The 19,063-nt window shown below is 71.3% G+C and carries 18 protein-coding genes; 5 read left to right on the plus strand and 13 right to left on the minus strand.

Annotated elements, in window-relative coordinates; translation table 11 throughout:
* Positions 1-2: 2 nt before the first annotated feature.
* Positions 3-458: an Lrp/AsnC family transcriptional regulator gene (locus tag OCT49_RS13945; protein ID WP_148840816.1), complete on the minus strand. Its 456-nt coding sequence runs from the start codon at positions 456-458 to the stop codon at positions 3-5.
* Positions 459-590: 132 nt separating this feature from the next.
* On the opposite strand from OCT49_RS13945, the gene OCT49_RS13950 reads away from it, so the two are divergent.
* Positions 591-725 (plus strand): hypothetical protein, encoded by a 135-nt coding sequence (locus tag OCT49_RS13950; RefSeq protein ID WP_256088659.1) that lies wholly within the window; start codon positions 591-593, stop codon positions 723-725.
* Positions 726-733: 8 nt separating this feature from the next.
* Here the strand turns inward: OCT49_RS13950 and OCT49_RS13955 are convergent, their stop codons facing one another.
* Positions 734-1,408: a UbiX family flavin prenyltransferase gene (locus OCT49_RS13955; protein ID WP_283852196.1), complete on the minus strand. Its 675-nt coding sequence runs from the start codon at positions 1,406-1,408 to the stop codon at positions 734-736.
* A 178-nt stretch (positions 1,409-1,586) separates the two neighbouring features.
* Here OCT49_RS13955 and OCT49_RS13960 point away from each other — a divergent pair, with 178 nt between their 5' ends.
* On the plus strand, positions 1,587-2,222 hold the full coding sequence (locus OCT49_RS13960; RefSeq protein WP_283852197.1) for a rhomboid family intramembrane serine protease: 636 nt from the start codon (positions 1,587-1,589) through the stop codon (positions 2,220-2,222).
* A gap of 42 nt (positions 2,223-2,264) precedes the next feature.
* Here OCT49_RS13960 and OCT49_RS13965 read toward each other — a convergent pair whose 3' ends face one another.
* From OCT49_RS13965 to OCT49_RS13975, 3 genes are all read right to left on the minus strand, one after another.
* A complete protein-coding gene (locus OCT49_RS13965; protein WP_283852198.1) occupies positions 2,265-2,927 on the minus strand; it encodes a DUF4232 domain-containing protein in 663 nt (220 codons plus the stop codon).
* Between the two features lie 193 nt (positions 2,928-3,120).
* Positions 3,121-4,038, minus strand: coding sequence for a menaquinone biosynthesis prenyltransferase MqnP (gene mqnP, locus OCT49_RS13970; protein WP_283852199.1), 918 nt, complete (start codon positions 4,036-4,038; stop codon positions 3,121-3,123).
* Positions 4,035-5,492: a menaquinone biosynthesis decarboxylase gene (locus tag OCT49_RS13975; protein WP_283852200.1), complete on the minus strand. Its 1,458-nt coding sequence runs from the start codon at positions 5,490-5,492 to the stop codon at positions 4,035-4,037. The genes mqnP and OCT49_RS13975 overlap by 4 nt, the downstream gene beginning before the upstream one ends.
* Positions 5,493-5,886: 394 nt before the next feature.
* On the opposite strand from OCT49_RS13975, the gene OCT49_RS13980 reads away from it, so the two are divergent.
* From OCT49_RS13980 to OCT49_RS13990, 3 genes are all read left to right on the plus strand, one after another.
* Positions 5,887-6,291: a PLD nuclease N-terminal domain-containing protein gene (locus tag OCT49_RS13980; protein WP_283852201.1), complete on the plus strand. Its 405-nt coding sequence runs from the start codon at positions 5,887-5,889 to the stop codon at positions 6,289-6,291.
* Positions 6,292-6,568: 277 nt separating this feature from the next.
* Positions 6,569-8,635: a hypothetical protein gene (locus OCT49_RS13985; RefSeq protein ID WP_283852202.1), complete on the plus strand. Its 2,067-nt coding sequence runs from the start codon at positions 6,569-6,571 to the stop codon at positions 8,633-8,635.
* Positions 8,628-10,196 carry a type 1 periplasmic-binding domain-containing protein gene (locus OCT49_RS13990; protein ID WP_283852203.1) on the plus strand — a complete coding sequence of 523 codons (1,569 nt, stop codon included), beginning with the start codon at positions 8,628-8,630 and terminating at the stop codon, positions 10,194-10,196. The genes OCT49_RS13985 and OCT49_RS13990 overlap by 8 nt, the downstream gene beginning before the upstream one ends.
* 10 nt (positions 10,197-10,206) lie before the next feature.
* Here the strand turns inward: OCT49_RS13990 and OCT49_RS13995 are convergent, their stop codons facing one another.
* The 8 genes from OCT49_RS13995 to hemL all read right to left on the minus strand — a co-directional run bounded on the left by OCT49_RS13995 (position 10,207) and on the right by hemL (position 18,936).
* A complete protein-coding gene (locus OCT49_RS13995) occupies positions 10,207-10,734 on the minus strand; it encodes an SRPBCC domain-containing protein (protein WP_283852204.1) in 528 nt (175 codons plus the stop codon).
* 104 nt (positions 10,735-10,838) lie between these two features.
* Positions 10,839-11,924, minus strand: coding sequence for a c-type cytochrome biogenesis protein CcsB (gene ccsB / locus OCT49_RS14000; RefSeq protein WP_283852205.1), 1,086 nt, complete (start codon positions 11,922-11,924; stop codon positions 10,839-10,841).
* Positions 11,921-13,795: a cytochrome c biogenesis protein ResB gene (gene resB / locus OCT49_RS14005; protein WP_283852206.1), complete on the minus strand. Its 1,875-nt coding sequence runs from the start codon at positions 13,793-13,795 to the stop codon at positions 11,921-11,923. Before resB ends, ccsB begins: the two co-directional genes overlap by 4 nt.
* A 5-nt stretch (positions 13,796-13,800) precedes the next feature.
* Positions 13,801-14,523: a cytochrome c biogenesis CcdA family protein gene (locus OCT49_RS14010; RefSeq protein ID WP_283855797.1), complete on the minus strand. Its 723-nt coding sequence runs from the start codon at positions 14,521-14,523 to the stop codon at positions 13,801-13,803.
* Positions 14,524-14,569: 46 nt separating this feature from the next.
* The gene (locus OCT49_RS14015; protein ID WP_283852207.1) at positions 14,570-15,181 is read right to left on the minus strand and encodes a TlpA family protein disulfide reductase; all 612 of its coding nucleotides are present in this window, start codon (positions 15,179-15,181) and stop codon (positions 14,570-14,572) included.
* A 67-nt stretch (positions 15,182-15,248) separates the two neighbouring features.
* A complete protein-coding gene (locus tag OCT49_RS14020; RefSeq protein WP_283852208.1) occupies positions 15,249-16,499 on the minus strand; it encodes a polysaccharide deacetylase family protein in 1,251 nt (416 codons plus the stop codon).
* 413 nt (positions 16,500-16,912) lie between these two features.
* Positions 16,913-17,623, minus strand: coding sequence for a histidine phosphatase family protein (locus tag OCT49_RS14025; RefSeq protein ID WP_283852209.1), 711 nt, complete (start codon positions 17,621-17,623; stop codon positions 16,913-16,915).
* Positions 17,620-18,936: a glutamate-1-semialdehyde 2,1-aminomutase gene (gene hemL, locus OCT49_RS14030; protein ID WP_502963374.1), complete on the minus strand. Its 1,317-nt coding sequence runs from the start codon at positions 18,934-18,936 to the stop codon at positions 17,620-17,622. Before hemL ends, OCT49_RS14025 begins: the two co-directional genes overlap by 4 nt.
* Positions 18,937-19,063: the final 127 nt, after the last annotated feature.

Raw genomic sequence — 19,063 nt, forward strand, 5'->3', positions numbered from 1 at the left:
GCCTACACCTCCTCGGGGAGTTCCCCGACCCGGTTCTCCCACTTCGTGGAGAGCACGATCGTGGTACGGGTGCGCGAGACGCCCTTCGTGCCGCTGAGCCGGCGGATGGTCTTCTCCAGACCGTCCACGTCGCCGACGCGCACCTTGAGCATGTACGAGTCGTCGCCCGCGATGAACCAGGCGTCCTCGATCTCCGCGAGGTCCTTCAGCCGGCGCGCCACGTCCTCGTGGTCGGCCGCGTCGGAGAGCGAGATGCCGATCAGCGCCGTGACCCCGAGCCCCAGGGACGCGGCGTCGACGGTGGCGCGGTAGCCGGTGATGACCCCGGCGGATTCCAGCCGGTTGATGCGGTCGGTGACGCTGGGCCCGGAGAGTCCGACGAGCCGTCCCAGCTCGGCGTACGAGGCCCTGCCGTTCTCCCTGAGTGCCTGGATGAGCTGCCTGTCCACCGCGTCCATGTGACTGAAACCTTTCATTGTTCAGCAGTATCGCGAGTCTATGTGTAGAATCTAAGGCACGCAGGCTTCATCGCCTGTAAATCTTCTCGAACATCCAAAATATGCTTTCGAATCTTCAGGAGTGAGAACACCGTGTACTCGATCGAGATGGCCTACGCCCGTATGCGCGAGCTGCAGGACCTGGCCAACCGCTCGCGTGCCCACCAGCCCGCCGCCGCCCACCGGGTCGACCGGACCCGCAAGCCGCGCACGATGAAGAAGCGCTGACCACGAGGTCAGTCCCCGGAGCCACGGAATCCCCCGCCGAGCTCCCCCTCCCACCGGCGGTACAGGTCGTGCGGCACCCCGGCCGCGTCCAGCACCCGCCCGGCGACGAAGTCCACCAGGTCCTGGATGTGCGTCGCCCCCGCGTAGAACGCCGGTGAGGCGGGCAGCACCACGGCGCCCGCCTCGTCCAGGCTCACCAGATGCTTCAGCGTCTGCCCGTTCAGCGGCGTCTCCCGCACGGCGACGACCAGCTTCCGCCGCTCCTTCAGCGTCACGCTCGCCGCCCGCTGGAGCAGGTCCTTCGAGAGCCCGAGCGCCACCCCGGCCACGCACGCCGTCGAGGCCGGGACGATCAGCATCCCCTTCGCCGGGTACGACCCCGAGGACGGCCCGGCCGCGAGGTCGCCGGCCGCCCAGTGCCGTACGCCCTCGATGTCGGTGTCGAAGGTGTGCGGCTTCCCGTCCGCACCGCGCGCCAGCCACGCGCGCAGGTCCTCCCGCCAGTGCGCGTCGCGGAACGCGATCCCGGTCTCGTCCAGCAGGGTCAGCCGCGAGGCCCGGCTCACCACCAGGTCGACGCTTTCCCCCGCCGCCAGCAGCCCGCGCAGCACGGCGGCGGCGAAAGGGGTGCCCGAAGCTCCGGAAACCCCGACAATCCAAGGCTGTCGCTGGTGTTGGCTCACTGATGTCCCGGAATCCACACTCCTGAGCCTATCCGCCTGGCCCGAACCGGAACCGGGGAAGGTGCTCCAGGCGTTTCCAGCTCGGGTACTTTCCAGCCCACGTACTTTCCGGCCCGGGTGCTTTCCAGCCCGGGTACCAGGACGGCAACGGAGCGATACCGGACGGCAGGGGGCCACCATGACCGCATCCTCGGAACACGCGGCACCGGTGCGGGGCGTCGGCGACCGGGCGCGGGCCGCGGCGAAGCTGATGCTGGGCTGGGTGGCGTTCCTCTGGCTGCTGGAGGTCGTCGACGCGGCGACCGGTCACGCGCTGGACGGCTTCGGGATCGAGCCGCGCCGGGCCGCCGAGCTGCTGGACGTCGTGCCCGCGTCCTTCGTCCACTTCGGCTTCGACCACGTCGCGTCCAACAGCGTGCCGCTGCTGGTCCTCGGCTTCCTCGCCGCGCTCGGCGACCTCCGCCGGTTCGCTGCCGTGGCCGCGCTGATCATCGTGATCGACGGGCTCGGCGTCTGGCTGGTCTCGCCGGAGCACTCCAACACGGCGGGCGCGTCCGGGCTGGTCTTCGGCCTCTTCGGCTATCTGCTCGTGCGCGGTTTCGTGGACCGCCGGTTCCTCGACATGGCCGTCGGCCTGGTCGTCGGCGCGACCTGGGGCTCGTCGATCCTGCTGGGGATCTCCCCGGCCAACACCTCGGTCAGCTGGCAGGGCCATCTGTTCGGACTGGCGGCGGGCGTCGCGGCGGCGTTCGTCCTGCGCCGCCGCGCGCCCGGCCGGAGCGCCGTGCCACCCGCCCGCCCGCTCATACCGTAGGCCCCGGGACGGGGCCCGGAGGCCGGGACGCTCCTGCGGTTCTCAGGCCTCGCCCTGGCCCGCGCTCCCCATCGGGCCGACCTTCACCCGGGAGCCGGAGCCGTCCGTGACGGGCAGCGTGGCGCCGCCCGGCCAGTCGAGGGTGACCGACTTCGTCTCGTTCGGCGGGGTCACCACCAGCCCCGTGACGCGGACGCCGGAGCCGCCCGAGTCGTTGACCGGGTAGGTGATGCCGAAGAACACCGACTTCCCGTCCTTGAGGACCATCGGGTCGGCCTTCTCGCCGGTGCGTTCCGCGGACACCGTCCCCGCGGCGGTCTTCAGGTCCACGCCCGCGTACCCGGAGAGCGTGCAGTCCCGGCCGCCGCCGTTCTTCAGCTCCACCGCGACGGTCCCCTCGGTGTCGCCGCCGACGGTGCTGTCCGTCGCCGTGATCTCCAGCTCGTCGGTACGGCACTTGCCGGCCCCGCCGCTCCCGCCCGAACCGGTGCCGGCGGCCCTGCCCTGCCCGCCGGAGCCCTTCCCGGCGGAGTCCTTGCCGCTCTCGTCCGAACCGCCCGAGCCCGAGCCGCCGGACGCGGAGGACCCGCCGGACGCGGACGGCGGGGCGTTCCGTCCCTGGTCGTCCTCGCCGTTCTGACAGGCCGTGAGCGAGAGGCCCGCGGCGAGGGCCAGGGCGGCGAAGGTGATCCTGCGTAAACGCATCATTGCTTCCTCGGTGTCGGTGGTGGGGAGTGCCGGCCGCTCGGTACGGGTCGCCGTACCGGCGGGCGTTCCTGACCACCAAGAGCGGGAGGCCGAGCGGCACGTTCCGCCCGGCCTCCCGCTAATACACCCCTGTTACACACCGCCGGGCACCGACCTGCCGCCCCGCCGGGCACGGCCCGAAACGGCCTGCTCAGACCGTCAGGCCCCGCACCAGCAGGTCCAGCAGCGCGCACGCGAACAGGGCGATGCCGATGAATCCGTTGACCGAGAAGAACGCCCGGTTCAGCCGGGACAGGTCGTGCGGGCGCACCACCCGGTGCTCGTACACGAAGGCGACGGCGACGATCACCATGCCGGCCCAGTAGAACAGCCCGGCCTCCGTGGCCAGCCCGAACCAGACCAGCAGCCCGGTCGTGATCACGTGGCAGACCCGCGCGCCCCACAGCGCGGCCGGGACCCCGAACCGGGCCGGCACCGACAGCACCCCGTGCGCCCGGTCCGCCTGGACGTCCTGGCAGGCGAAGATCAGGTCGAAGCCGCCGATCCAGATCCCGACCGCGAGCCCGAGGATCACCGCGTCCCACGACCAGCTGCCGGTCACCGCCAGCCAGGCCCCGACCGGCCCCATGGCCTGCGCGATCCCGAGGATGGCGTGCGGGTAGTGGGTGAACCGCTTCCCGTACGGATAGACCACCATCGGCACGACGGCGACCGGGGCGAGCGCCAGGCAGAGCGGGTTCAGCAGCGCCGCCGCGCCCAGGAAGAGGACGACGGCGACGAGCGCCCCGGTCCACGCCGACCTCACCGAGACCGCCCCGGTGACCAGCTCCCGGTTCGCGGTGCGCGGGTTGCGGGCGTCGATCTCCCGGTCGATGATCCGGTTGCAGGCCATCGCGAAGGTCCGCAGCCCCACCATGGCGACGGTCACCAGCAGCAGCGTGAGCCAGTGGACCGACCCGTCGTCCAGGAACATCGCGGTCAGGGCGGCGATGTACGCGAAGGGCAGCGCGAAGACCGAGTGCTCGATCATCACCAGCCGCAGGAACGCCTTGACCCTGCTGTTCGGCCGCGCGGGGCCGGGACCCACCGCGGCTTCGGCCGCGCTCACAGTCCGTATTCCTTCCACCGGCGGTCGACCAGCGCCGCCGTGTCCGGGTCGGACTCGACCATCTCCGGCCAGCCGCCGTCCCGGGTGTACCCCTCCTCGGGCCACTTCCGGGTCGCGTCGATGCCCGCCTTGCCGCCCCAGAACTGCTGGTAGGAGGCGTGGTCGAGGTGGTCGACGGGGCCCTCGGTGACGGTCAGGTCGCGGGCGTAGTCCGTGTTGCCGAGCGCCCGCCAGGCCACCTCGTGCAGGTCGTGGACGTCGCAGTCGGAGTCCACCACCACGATCAGCTTGGTCAGCGACATCATGTGCGCGCCCCAGATGGCGCTCATCACCTTCTGGGCGTGCTTCGGGTACTTCTTGTCGATCGAGACGATCGCGCAGTTGTGGAAGCCGCCCGCCTCCGGCAGGTGGTAGTCCACGATGTCCGGCACGATGATCTTGAGGAGCGGCAGGAAGAACCGCTCGGTGGCCCGCCCCAGCGGCCCGTCCTCGGTCGGCGGCCGGCCCACCACGATCGACTGGAGCAGCGGGCGCCTGCGCATGGTCACGCAGTCGATGGTCAGTGCGGGGAACGGTTCCTGCGGCGTGTAGAAGCCGGTGTGGTCGCCGAACGGCCCCTCGGGCAGCATCTCCCCGGGCTCCAGCCACCCCTCCAGGACGACCTCGGCGTGCGCCGGGACCTGGAGCGGCACGGTCCTGCAGTCGACCATCTCGATCCGCTTGCCCTGGAGGAAGCCGGCGAAGAGGTACTCGTCGATGTCCCCGGGCAGCGGCGCGGTGGAGGCGTACGTGACGGCGGGCGGCGCCCCGAAGGCGATGGCGACCGGCAGCCGCTCCCCGCGCCGGGCGGCGACCTGGTAGTGGTTGCGGCTGTCCTTGTGGATCTGCCAGTGCATGCCGATGGTGCGGCGGTCGTGGCGCTGGAGGCGGTAGAGCCCCAGGTTCCGGATGCCGGTCTCGGGGTCCTTGGTGTGGGTGAGGCCCAGGTTGAAGAAGGAGCCGCCGTCGCCGGGCCAGGTGAAGAGCGCGGGCAGCCGGTCGAGGTCCACGTCGTCGCCGGTGAGCACGACCTCCTGGACCGGGGCGCTGTCCGCCTTCACCTTCTTCGGCGGCACGTGCACCATCGAGCCGAGCTTGCCGAACGCCTCCCGCACCCCGACGAAGCCGTGCGGCAGCTCCGGCCTGAGGAGCCCGCCGATCTTGTCGGAGATGTCGGAGTACGACTTGAGCCCGAGCGCCTTGAGCAGCCGCCGGTCGGTCCCGAAGACGTTCATGGCCAGGGGCATCGAGGAGCCCTTGACGTTCTCGAAGAGCAGCGCGGGCCCGCCCGCCTTGTTCACCCGGTCGACGATCTCGCCGACCTCCAGATGAGGATCGACCTCGGCCTTGATGCGCTTGAGCTCGCCCTCGCGCTCCAGGGCCCGGAGAAGGGAACGAAGATCGTCGTAAGCCATGCCGTCCAGTTTGTCACCACGCCCGTGGATCACCCGGACTGCCCCACCCCCGACACCCCACCGGGCCGGGGCCGCGCGCCTTCCCGGGCCGGTCCCGGGCCGCGCGCGCAGGTCGGTCGGGAGGGTCGGCTCCGAGGGCCGGTCCCGGGCCGGTCGGAAGGGTCGACTCCGGGGCCGGTCCCGGGCCGGTCGGAAGGGTCGGCTCCGGGGCCGGTCGCGGGTCGGTCGTGCGGTCGGCTCCGGGGCGTGCGCGGCCCCGCGACGGGGCCGCGCCGGAAGGCTTCCGCCGCTACGGGAACCGACTGCCGTGGGATGTCATGCGTACCGGTTACCCTGGCCCCACACCGGGGCAGGACAAAGCCCCGCCATCTCTCCGCGGGGGGACCTCTCCATCATGCTTCGGGCTCTGATCTATCTTCTGCCGCTGGCGCTGACGATCTACGCGTTCATCGACTGCCTGAACACCCCCGAGGACGAGGCGAAGCACCTGCCGAAGATCGCCTGGGTCTTCATCATCCTGCTCTTCTGGATCGTGGGCCCGATCGTCTGGCTGGCCGCGGGCAGGACGCGCCACGCGCCCGCCGGGGGCCGCACCCCGTCCGAGTGGCACCGCAACCACCGCACGCAGTGGGTGGCGCCGGACGACAATCCGGAGTTCCTGAAGGCGCTGAAGGACGAGAACAAGAAGGACGAGTCGCTCCTCAAGGACTGGGAGGCGGACCTGCGCCGCCGCGAGGAGGAGCTGAAGCGTCGCGAGAGCGGAACGGGACCGGAGGAGCCGAACCCGCCCGCCTCGTGAGTCCCCGCCCCCCACACACGCCGTCGCTTGCCGCCGCCCCCGCCCCTCGTCCGGGCGGGGGCGGCGTCGTCATGTGTCCCCGGACCACCTGCGTGCGAAGCACCGGCCCCGGCGTTCCCGTGCGCCCCGCACGCCTCCCTGTGCGCAATGCCGGGGCCGGGTGGCCGCACGGCCCGTCCCTGATCGTTCGAAAATCCTCTCCTTTCCCCAACACCCTCCCGATACCCTTGTGTTGACGGTGTGACAGATCGGATGGAGCGTCGGCGCTGGGGGTGCTGTGGAGAGGGATCTGTACGGGCGCGAGGCGATCTTCGGCAACGACGGACTCGCGGCGCGACTGACCGGTCTCACCCCGTACGGCTCCGCCCGGGTCGCCTACGAGCACCCCGCCGATCCGCCGGTCGTCGTGCTGACCGGCGGGCGCGGCATGGGCAAGACGGCCGTGCTCAAACAACTGCGCCACCTGTACCGGGAGATCACCCCGGTCGCCCTGATCGACTGCGAGGCCGTCCTGCCGCCCGAGGACCCGGGCCCCGGCTGGACCCCGGTGACCGGGGCGCTGCCGCAGCTGGCCGCCCAGCTGACGGCGCGGGTACGGGCCGCGCGTCCGGTGCAGTTCCCCCGGCTGAGCCTCGGGCTGGTGGCCGTCGCCTCCATCTCCTGGACCCGGGAGGACGAGACCCGGGCGCAGCGGGACCTCCAGTCGCTCGGCCCGCTGCTGGCGACCGTGGACGGCCGCGCCGACGCGGCGGCCGGCTGGGTCGCCAAGGTGCTGACGAAGCTGGCCGCCAACGCCTTCGACTCGGTGGCCCCGATGGCCGGGATGGTCGCCGAGGCCACGGTCGAGACGGTCATGGAGGAATCGTTCAGCCGGTTCCAGCGGCGCTCGGCGGACTGGTACGGGCGTTATCCGCACGCGGGCGGCAACGGCCGGGTCGGGCTGCGTCAGCTGGCGGTCGACTTCGAGCGCGGCGGCGACCTGCGCCGCCGGGCCGAGGACCATCTGGTGCTCGCGATGGCGGAGGACCTGGTCCGGGCGTACGGGGGGCTGGCGCGGGGTGCCCGCCGGGGCCGCCCGGTGCTGCTCGTCGACAACGCGCACGTACCGCTGGGCCGGCAGCTGGTGGGGCCGCTGCTGCGGCAGCGGGCCGCCGGGACGCACGACCGAATCGCGGTGTTCGCCACCTCGCGGGTGCGGGATCACGAGGGGCTGGCCCACGCCGTGCGGCGGCGGCTGCCGGAGGTGGCACACGTCTCGCACTGGTCCCGGGGCACCGGCGTGACGTCCGGCATCCTGGCCGTCGAGCTGACCCCGCTCGACCCGGAGCAGGTGCGTTCCGCCTTCGACCGGCACGACCCCCGGGGCCGTACCCGGGCCGGGCTGGCCCGCGGGGTGCACCGGCTGACCGGCGGGCGCCCGCTGGCCGTGGAGCTGCTGGCGCTGGCGGCGGGCCAGTCGCCCGATCCCGCCGCGCTGGTGCCGGGGTCGCTGCTGGACGCCGTGGTGGAGGTGCGCGAGGACCGGGCGCCCGCCCGGGTCGCCGACGAACTGCTGGCCCGGCTGCTGCCGGGGCCCGCGCAACGCCTCGACCACCTCGGCGTACTGGCCGCCGCGCACGGCGAGGACTCCGCCCGGCTGCTCGCGGAGAACCGGCTGGGCCGGGGCGCGCCGGACGGCGACGTGGCGCTGCGGATGCGCGACGCGCTGCGGGCCGACGGCTGGCCGGCCGGGCCCGGTCACTTCGTCGCCGACCCGCTGCTGCGCACCCTGCTCCTGCACCGGCTGCGCTTCCAGGACGACGACCACCCCTCGCACGGGGTGTGGCAGGCGGTGCACGTCACGCTGCGCGGGGCGTACGCCCCCGGCGGGCGCCTCCCGGGCATCCCGTACCTGCTGCACCAAAAGCTGGTGCTGGGCGACGCGGAGGCGTGCGTGGCCCATCTGCGGCTGCGGTTCGACGAGCCGGACGTCCTGGGGTGGCTGGGCTCGCTGCGCTTCATCGCCTCGGCGCCGTACCCCCGCGCCCCGGGGGCCACCGGCCCCGACCCCCGGCGCGCCGTCGCGCTCGGCCGGGCCGACCACGCACCGCCCCAGGGGCTGGAGCCACCGGCCGCGGAGCTGCACACGCGGCTGCGCCGGCTGCTGCACGGCCTCTGGCTGCTGTCCGATCCGCTGGCCCTGCCGGACGAAGAGGTGATCGACAAGATGGCACACGAACTGCGGCAGCTCTCCGGCCGCCATCCGACCGGCAACAGCGATCTGTGGGACGCGGCGAAGTACTGGCCGCGCGACATCCGGGCCTGGCGCCCGCTGTCCATGCCGCCCGGAGGCGACGATGCGTAACCCGCTGCGCTACCGGCTCTGGTACACCACCCGGCAGAAGGTCGTCTCCTCGGTGGTCGCCGGCGCCCTGGCCGTCACCGGCGGCTGGTACGCGTTCGGCCGGATCACCGCCCCCGAGGACCGCTCCTGCGCGAAGGGCGTCGAGCGGCCCGTCGGCAGCGAGGAGTGCGTCGGCGTCGCCGACGGCGGCACCTACGACTTCGGCCGGCCCCAGCTGACCGAGGTCGTGGCGGCCATCGCCCGGGAGAACGCCACCCTGAAGCCCGGCCGGTACGCCACGGTCGCGCTGCTGTTGCCGCTGACCTCGACGGACCGGGCGATGCGGACGAAGGTGCAGCACGAGCTGCAGGGCGCGTTCGCCGCGCAGTACCGGGCCAACCGGCTCTCCAACGGCCAGGTGCCGAAGATCCGGCTGGTGCTCGCCAACAGCGGGAAGAACAACCTGCTGTGGCGCCCGGCCGTGGAGCGGCTGAAGAGGATGACCGGCGCCCCGGACCACCTGCGGGCCGTGTCGGGCGTCGCCACCAGCAGTACCGAGATCAAGTCGGCGGTACGGGAGCTGACCGCCGCGCACATCGCGGTCGTCGGCACCACCATCACCGCCGACGACATCGCCAACGGCCCGCGGACCGACCCGTTCCCCGGGCTGGCCCGGGTCTCCCCCACCAACCGGGACGAGGCCGCGGCCCTGGCCCACTACGGGCAGGTCAAGGCGGAGAGGGCGCTGCTGGTCCAGGACACCCGGACCGGCGACCACTACACCGACACCCTGCGCACCGCCTTCACCCGGCTGGTCCGGGGCACCCGCTACCAGCCGCAGCTGTTCACCTCGCGCAGCGACCCCAACGACGAGGGCAACACGGCCAACACCTTCCGCGACATCACCCATCTGATCTGCGACACCGAGGACGCGGACACGGTGTTCTTCGCCGGACGCCACGTCCAGCTGCGGCAGTTCATCAACGCGCTCGGCGGGCGCGGCTGCCAGGACCGCCCCTTCACGGTCCTGACCGGCGACGAGGGCTCCTACCTGGGCAGCGACAAGAAGCTCGACCGGACCGCGCTGCGCCGGAAGGTCACCGTCCGCTACGCCTCGCTGGCCCACCCCGACGCCTGGGCGGCGACGCCCGCGAAGGGGAAGGCGACGACGGGCGGCTCCCCGAAGGACTACCAGGACTTCCTGGACCTGCTGGCCACGCTGTCGGAGGCACCGGCCGGGCCGATCGGGCCGACGCGGCACGAGGACCTCACCGACGGCCAGCTCATCATCGCCCACGACGCGATGACGCTGGCCGTGCAGGCCATCCGGCGGGCGAGCCCGGGCGGGCGGCTGCCGGAGCTCGCGGACGTGGGCGAGCAGTGGTCCCGGGTGAACGGATCGCTGAAGGTGTCGGGCGCCAGCGGCTGGATCTGCCTGGACAACCACGGCAACCCGCACAACAAGGCGGTCCCGGTGGTGGAACTGTCGGCCGACGACGCCCTCCAGCGGTTCGTGACGCTCGCCTGGCCGGAGAGGGAAGCGCCGGACGCCAAGTGCCTGCCCCCGGCCACGACTCCGTAGTACCCGGGGTTCACCGTTCGGCCGCGGCGTACTGTTCGCGCAGTTCGGCCCAGCGCACCGGGGTCCACCTCGACCAGTCGGCCGGGTAGCCGTCGAGGGCGTCCACGAGGTACAGGAAGTGGTCGTGCCAGCTCGCGAGGCGGTCCAGGCGCAGGGCGTCGTCGCCCCGGAACTCGTTGGTGAAGCGCAGCAGCACATGGTCGCCGCGCGGTGGCTCCAGGTGGAAGCGGACCCGGCCGCAGGGCTCCTCGAAGGTGTACTCGGCGACCCGCTCGACGTCCCAGGCGGTGACGGTGCCCGGGACGGGGGCGGCGTCCCCGTCCCGTTCGGTGGTCAGCGGGCGGAGCGTGATCGCGCCGCCCATGCGCCGCTGGAACGGGTCGGCCCCGGCGAGCCAGCCGCTCAGTCCCCCGGAATCGGCAACGGCTGCCCACACCCGTGGAACGGGGTGGGGCAGCCGTACGGTGAACCGCAGGACGTGCAGGTCACCGCGGGTCTCGCTGGTGCCGTACTCGATGACGGGGCTCGCATCGGTCATGGTTCCAGCGTGGCCCCGTGCCGGGCGCCCCGCACCCGTACGGGTGCGGAGCCCTTGCGCGTCCGGAGAGCTTGCCGGTACGGGGCCTTGCGGGTCCGGGCCGGTCAGACGCCCGCGTAGGAGTGCTTGCCGGTGACGAAGATGTTCACGCCGTAGTAGTTGAAGAGCCAGCAGCCGAAGGCGAGCAGCGCCAGGTAGGCGGCCTTGCGGCCCTTCCAGCCCGCGGTGGCGCGGGCGTGCAGGTAGGCGGCGTACGCGACCCAGGTGATGAAGGACCAGACCTCCTTGGGGTCCCAGCCCCAGTAGCGGCCCCACGCGTCGCCCGCCCAGATGGCGCCCGCGATGATCGTGAACGTCCACAGCGGGAAGACCGCGGCGTTGATGCGGTACGAGAACTTGTCGAGCGAGGCGGCGGCGGGCAGCCGGGAGAGCACGGAGCGGGCGAACGCGCCGGGCTGACCACCACTGGCGAGCTTGCTCTCGTAGCTGTCGCGGAAGAGGTAGAGCAGGGTGCCGACCGCGCCGAGGTAGAAGACGGCGCCGCAGAAGATGGCGGTGGAGACGTGGATCCACAGCCAGTACGAGTGCAGCGCGGGCACCAGCTGGTCGCTGTCGGTGTAGAGCCACGTGGTCGCGATGCCGAGGTCCAGCAGGACGGTGGTGACCAGGAGCAGCCCCATCCAGCGGACGTTCTTGCCCAGCGCCAGGAGGACCAGGTACGAGCCGACCGCCACCGTGGAGAAGGTGATGGAGAACTCGTACATGTTGCCCCAGGGGGCGCGCTGCACGGACATCGCGCGGGCGATGACGCCGGCGGCCTGCACGAGGAAGGCGAGCACGGTCATGGAGACCGCGACCCGCCCGTACAGGTCGCCCTTGAGCGTGCCGCCGGCCGCGCCGGGCCCGTCCGGGACGTCGCGGGAACCGGCTGCGGCGCGCGTGACGATCTTCGGGCGGTCCAGGACGGCGGTCCCGCCGCCCTTCTGCGCGACCTGCACCTTCACCTGGGCGGCGGCCCCGGTCCCGGCCCCGGTCAGGGCGGCGGCGGTGCGGCCGACCTTGCTGCGGCTGCCGAACACCCATTCCGCGATGTGCGCGAGGAAGGCCAGGGTGTAGACGGCCATCGCCGAATAGATCAGCACATTGCTGGTGTGCGCCAGGTTCTCGTTGGTAGCGGCGGCGAGATTCACTTCTCAGCCCCTTCGGCAGGATCTTCGGAGGATTCTTCGACGGCGTCGGAATCCGATTCGGGTCCGGCGTCGGGGTCGGTCCCGGACCCGGAACCGGGCTCGGACTCGGATGCGGCGCCGGACCCGGATGCGGGCTCGGACGTGGAGCCGGAACCGGACTCCGAGCCGGGCTCGGACCCGGAATCGGACTCGGGATCGGGGTCGGGTACCGGGGGCGCCGAGGCGACGAGTTCGACCGCGAGGTCGGCCAGTTCCTCGGGCAGCTTCGCGGACTCGCTGCGGCCCAGGCCCGCCATCTCGACGACGGTGACGCCGTCCGCGCCGCGCACCGCCCGCACCCAGACCCGGCGCCGCTGGATGAACAGCGAGCCCGCGAGTCCGGCGATCGCGGCGACCGCACCGCCGAGCGCCCAGCCGCTGGCCGGCTGCTCGGTGATCTGGAAGCTGGCCCACTCCTGGAGGCCCTCGAACGTGATGGAGCCGGCGCCGTCGGGCAGCTTCATGGTCTCGCCGACCAGCAGCCGCTGCTTGAGCTGATTGCCGTCGGCGTCCTTGAACTCCGTCATCTTGGACTTGTCCAGCTGGTAGACGTTCTGCGCCAGCCCGGAGTCCACGCCGAGGGAGCCGTGGTAGCCGTTGAGGGCCAGCACGGGGAAGTCGGCGGCCGGGAACTGCGAGAACATCGTGCCCTTGCCGCTGCCCGCGAAGGTCGGCACGAAGAACGCCTGGAAGCCGAGCTGGGTCTTCTTGCCGTTCTTGTCGCGGTAGCCGTCCAGGACCTTGATCGCCCCGCTCGACGTGACGTTGTTGTCGATCGGCAGCAGCGGCACCGCGTTCCGGTAGACCTCCTTGCCCTTGCCGTCCTTGACGGAGACGACCGGCGCGTAGCCGTGGGCGTTGAGGTAGACCTTGGTGCTGCCGACGACGAGGGGTTCGTTGACCCTGATGACGGTCTTCTTCGGCTTGCCGTACGCGCCCTCCGCGTACGTCACGTGCGCCTCGTAGGTCCGGGCCGTGCCCCGCTGGGGGCCGCTGCGCTCGTACGTGCCGGTGAACTCGTCGAGCGTGAAGCTGAACGGGGTGAGCGAGTCGTGGTCGAACAGCGAGCCGGACTTGAAGTCGTCGTACTGCGTGAGCGTGTTGGCGAAGCCGTCGCCCTCGACGATCAGCTTGCCGCCCTCGGACTTGAAGAGCTGCCCGCAGGCGAACGCGACCAGCATCACGATCAGGGAGACGTGGAAGATCAGGTTCCCGGCCTCGCGCAGATAGCCCTTCTCGGCCGCCACCGAGCCGTTCACCGCGTGCACCCGGTAGCGGCGCTTCCGGATGATCGCGAGCGCGGCCTCGTGGACCTGCTCGGGATCGGCCTCGGTGCGCCAGGTGGTGTACGCGGGCAGCCTGGTCAGGCGCTTGGGGGCGCCGGGCGGGCGGCTGCGCAGCTGGCCCACGAACTGGCCGGTGCGCGGCACGATGCAGCCGATGAGCGAGACGAACAGCAGGATGTAGATCGCGGAGAACCACACCGAGCTGTAGACGTCGAAGAACTGGAGCTTCTCGTAGACCGGCGTGAGGGTGGTGTGCGCCTTCTTGAACGCCTCCACCTTCAGCTCGTCCACGCTGTTCTGCGGGATCAGCGAGCCGGGGATGGCGCCGAGCGACAGCAGGAAGAGCAGGATCAGCGCGACCCGCATCGAGGTGAGCTGCCGCCAGAACCAGCGGGCCCAGCCGACGAAGCCCATGGCGGGCAGGCCGGTCTCGTTCTCCTCGCGCGGCGCGGTGGAGAGCCGGGTGCCGTCGGCGCCCGGTCCGGAGGAACTCTCCTCGTCCCGGCGCTGCTGCTCCGGGGCGGGGTTGGACTTGGTGTTGCTCATGGAACTCAGATCCCCACCGTGAAGCCGTTGGACCAGCCCTGTACCTGCTGCATCATCGTGTCCCACACACCTGTGAGCAGGAGCAGACCGGTCACGATCATCATTCCGCCGCCGATCCGCATCACCCAGGCGTAGTGCTTCTTGACCCAGCCGAACGCGCCGAGCGCCTTGCGGAAGGCGACGGCGGTGAGGACGAAGGGGATACCGAGGCCGAGGCAGTACGCGACGGTCAGTATCGCCCCGCGCCCGGCGGTGCCCTGGTCCATCGCGAGGATGCTCACCGAGCTGAGCGTCGGGCCCAGGCACGGGGTCCAGCCGATCCCGAAGAGGGCGCCCAGCAGCGGGGCGCCCGCCAGTCCGGTCACCGGCCGCTTGTGGATGCGGAACTCGCGCTGCGTCATCCAGGGCATCAGGCCCATGAAGAAGGCGCCCATCAGGATCATCAGCACGCCGAGGATCTTGGTGAGGATCCCGCTGTTCTCCAGGAGGGTCTGGCCGAAGAAACCGAAGAGCGCGCCGCCGGAGACGAACACGGCGGTGAAGCCGAGCACGAAGAGCGAGGCGCCCGCGATCATCCGGCCCCGCCGGGCCTGCGCCAGGTCGGTGCCGCTCACACCCGTGACGTAACTGAGGTAGCCGGGCACCAGCGGCAGGACGCACGGCGAGAAGAAGGAGACGAGCCCGGCGAGCACGGAGATGGGCAGGGCGACGAGCAGCGCCCCGTTCATCACGGTCTCGTTCTCGCCCGTGAGCGCGGCAAGGGTGTGCACGGGATCACTTCTCCGCGATCAGCGGGTCGATCATCTCGTGCAGTTTGTCGGCGTCGATGGCGGTCAGGGAGCGGGCGGCGATCTTCCCCTCCCGGTCCAGGACGACGGTCGACGGAATGGCCTGCGGCCGGAGCGTGCCCTTGGGGAAGCGGAGCATGAGCTTGCCGGCCGGGTCGAAGAGGCTGGGGTAGGGGACCCCGTAGTTCTCCTCGAAGCTGATCGCGGGGCCCTTTTGGGCGTCCCGCGTGTTGATCCCGACGAACTGGACGCCCTTGTCCTTCGTCTCCTTCGCCACCCGCGAGAAGTACTGGGCCTCCAGGCGGCAGGGCCCGCACCAGGAACCCCACATGTTCAGCACGACGACCTTGCCCTTGTAGTCGGCGACGTCGAGCTGCTTGCCGTCGAGGGTCTCCCCGTCGAGCTTCGGGGCGGCGACGCGGTCGCCCTTGGCCACGGTGGAGATTCCGCCACTGCCCGTGACGAAGTTCGTGTTGCCACCGCCGCCGGTCTTGTTGTCGTTCCCGCCGCACGCGGTCAGCGTGAGGGCGAGCGCGACGGCTGCTGCGGGGGCGGCGAGCAGGGTGAAGCGGCGTCGGGGTGCGCGGCCATGGCTCATGTGAAAAGTTTCGCATGGCGGTTCAGGCGATCTCGGGCACCCCCCTCGGTGCCCGTAAAGCCCGTTGTCAGGCTTTTTTAAAGAAGGCGTTCCAGCCTCCCGCGGGTGCCTGACCGACTCCCAGTGAACGGAGCTTGTCGAGGACGTCCGGGGTCTGTACGTCGAGCCAGTCGACGAACTGCCGGAAGGAGACCAGGCGAACGTCCGGCTTACCGGCGATTTTCTTGATCACCGCTTCGACCGCGTCCATGTAGATGCCGCCGTTCCACTCCTCGAAGTGGTTTCCGATGTAGAAGGGCGCGCGATTCGTCGTGTAGGCGCGGTTGAATCCGGCGAGATACGACTGGGTGGCCTGTTCGCGCCATCCGGGATAGCGCGAGGGCATGCCCTTGGTCGAATTGAGCGACTGGTTGGCCAGGATGTTGTAGTCCATCGAGAGGACTTCGAAGGTGTGGCCGGGGAAGGGCATGGCCTGGAGCGGCAGGTCCCAGACGCCCTGGCGCTTCTTGGGCCAGACCTGGGTTCCGCCGGGCGAGCTGGCGTCGTAGCGCCAGCCGAGCCTGCTCGCGGTGGGCAGCAGGTTGTCCTGGCCGAGCAGGCAGGGGGCGCGTCCGCCGATCAGTTCCTTGCGGTAGTCGAAAGGCAGCGGGTCGAGGTCGGTCCAGCCGGTGTTGGTGCGCCATTCGGTGACGAAGGAGATCGCCTGGTCGATTTCGTTCCGCCACTGCTGGGGCGACCAGTTCGCGACCGATCCGGAGCCCGCGCAGAAATGCCCGTTGAAATGGGTGCCGATCTCGTGCCCGTCGAGCCATGCCTGACGGACGTTCTTCAGCGTGTCCTTGATGTGGCCGTCGGTGAGATAACCGATGTCGGAGGCGCCGATCGGATTGTTGGGCGGCCGGTACATGGTCTTCTTGGACTCGGGCAGCAGATAGATCCCGGACAGGAAGAAGGTCATCGCCGCGTCGTGCTCCTTGGCGAGTTCCAGAAAGCGCGGGAAGAGTCCGTTGCCGACCTCGCCCGCACCGTCCCAGGAAAAGATCACGAACTGCGGCGGCGTCTGACCGGGTTCGAGCGGGACCGGCTTGGCGGGCTGGTGCGGCTGCTTCCCGGTGTCCGCGGTGGAACCGTCCCCGATCTTCCGGACGTCCTTCTCCGCGGGCCCGGTCCCCCGGGTGCTCCCGTCGCTCCCCTTCTCCCCCGTGGTTCCCGACTCGCTCCCACTGGAGGAGCCGAAGGTGCCACAGCCCGCCACCCCGACAGCGGCGGCGGCCCCGAGACCGGCCCCGAGCAGACCCCTTCGGCTGATGTCGCGCATGATTACCCCATCTGCGGTCGTTTGCCTCAAGTCCATACAAACTGGCGAAGGCTTAGATGGCGGAAACAACACGGGGGTTCCGTGAATTAGCACATGATTCTTTATGTGACCAGACCCGGACCGCGCTCAAACGCATGACCTAACAGAGTGTCGGGGGTGGGCCGCACCGGGGCAACAGCGCGGGCGGACGGACAGGCCGGGGCAACGGCAGCAGCACGGGCGGACAGACGGGCCGGGGCGGCGGAACGACTGACGGGCCGGGGCGGGACGGGACGGGACGGGACGGGAACAGCAGAACGGGGCGGGGCGGGGTCCTCCGCCACCCCGCCCCGCCCCGTCCGGACCTGCCCGGCCCCGCCCGGCCCCACGACCGGTGGACCGGCGGACCGGTGGGCCGACTACGCACCGGCCGGCTACGCGCCGAACGCCTTCGACTTGCCCTTCACCGGCTTCGCCCCCGCCAGCAGATGCGTCGGCACCAGGTCCCGCGCCGGTTCCGTGTACCCGACGGACACGATCTTGTCGCCCTGGTACGTGAAGCTGGTCAGCGAGGCGAGGGTGCACTGCCGCTTGCGCGGGTCGTGCCACAGCCGCCGCCGCTCGACGAAGCTGCGCACGATCCAGATCGGCAGCTGGTGGCTGACGCACACCGCCTCGTGACCGCGCGCCGCGTCGCGCGCCGCGTCCAGCGCGCCCATCATCCGCACGACCTGCTCGATGTACGGCTCGCCCCACGACGGCCGGAACGGGTTCGTGAGGTGCTTCCAGTTGTCCGGCTTGCGCAGCGCGCCGTCCCCGACGCCGAACGTCTTGCCCTCGAAGACGTTGGCGGCCTCGATGAGCCGTTCGTCGGTGGCCAGGTCCAGCTCGTGCGCCCGGGCGATCGGCGTGGCCGTCTCCTGGGCCCGCTCCAGGGGGGAGGCGACGACGTACGTGATGTCGCGGCCCGCCAGGTGCTCGGCCACCCGGTCGGCCATCCGCCGGCCCAGCTCGGAGAGGTGGTAGCCGGGGCGGCGCCCGTACAACACGCCCTCCGGGTTGTGCACCTCGCCGTGCCGCATCAGGTGGACGACGGTGATGTCCTTGTCCTTGCGGGCACCGCCGGAGCCCGTGTTCCCGCTCATGCCGTGGCCTCCGCGGCGGCGCGGGCGGCGGCGGGCAGGGCGGCGGCGACGCGCTCGACGGCCCGCGCGTCGTGGGCGGTGGAGACGAACCAGGACTCGAAGGCCGACGGCGGCAGGTAGACGCCCTGCGACAGCATCGAGTGGAAGAACGCGGTGAAGCGGAAGGCCTCCTGCTGCTTCGCGTCCTCGTAGTTCCGCACCGGCCGGTCGGTGAAGAAGACGGAGAACATGTTGCTCGCCGCCTGCACCGTGTGCGCCACGCCCTCCTTGGCGAGCGCCTCGCCGACCAGCCCGCGGATCTCCGCGGAGACCGCGTCCACCGCGGCGTACGCCGCGTCGTCGAGCAGTCGCAGCTGGGCGAGGCCGGCGGCGGTGGCGACCGGGTTCCCGGAGAGGGTGCCCGCCTGGTAGACGGGACCGGCCGGGGCGAGGTGCGCCATCACGTCCGCGCGCCCGCCGAAGGCCGCGGCCGGGAAGCCGCCGCCCATGACCTTGCCGAAGGTCATCAGGTCGGGCCGCACCCCGTCGACGCCGAACCAGCCGGCCTTCGAGGTACGGAAACCGGTCATGACCTCGTCGGAGATGTAGAGCGCCCCGTTCGCGGCGCAGAGCTCCTTGAGCCCGGCGTTGAAACCGTCCAGCGGCGGCACGACGCCCATGTTGCCCGGCGACGCCTCGGTGATCACGCAGGCGATCTCGCCGGGGTGCGCGGCGAACGCCTCCCGGACGGCGTCCAGGTCGTTGTACGGCAGCACGATCGTGTCGCCGGCCTGCGCACCGGTGACCCCCGGGGTGTCCGGGAGGCCGAAGGTCGCGACCCCGGACCCGGCGGCGGCCAGCAGCGCGTCCACGTGGCCGTGGTAGCAGCCGGCGAACTTCACCACCTTGGCCCGGCCGGTGAAGCCGCGGGCCAGCCGGATCGCGGACATGGTCGCCTCGGTGCCGGACGACACCAGCCGCACCTGCTCCACGGGCTCGACCCGGGCCACGATCTCCTCGGCGAGCGCGACCTCGCCCTCGCCCGGCGTGCCGAACGAGGTGCCGCGGGCGACGGCCTCCTGGACTGCGGCGATGACCTCCGGGTGGGAGTGGCCGAGGATCATCGGCCCCCACGAACACACGAGGTCGACGTACTCCCGGCCGTCGGCGTCCGTGAGGTACGGACCGGTGCCGGACACCATGAACCGGGGCGTACCGCCCACGGCCCGGAAAGCACGGACGGGAGAGTTCACGCCGCCGGGCGTCACGAGGGACGCGCGGTCGAAAAGCGTCTGCGAAACTGGGGCGTCATAGGGAAAGCTCACATACGCCATGGTGTCAGAGCCTGGGACGGACTTGCGGACAGGTGTTTCACCGCACGTCCTCGGGGGAGGTCACTGACACGATGATCGGGTTGCGCGGCAGAGCTGTGTCTCCTGGGTAGGGGCTGTGTCTCCTGAG

The sequence above is a fragment of the Streptomyces sp. ML-6 genome, from assembly GCF_030116705.1.
In the GTDB taxonomy this organism is placed as follows: domain Bacteria; phylum Actinomycetota; class Actinomycetes; order Streptomycetales; family Streptomycetaceae; genus Streptomyces.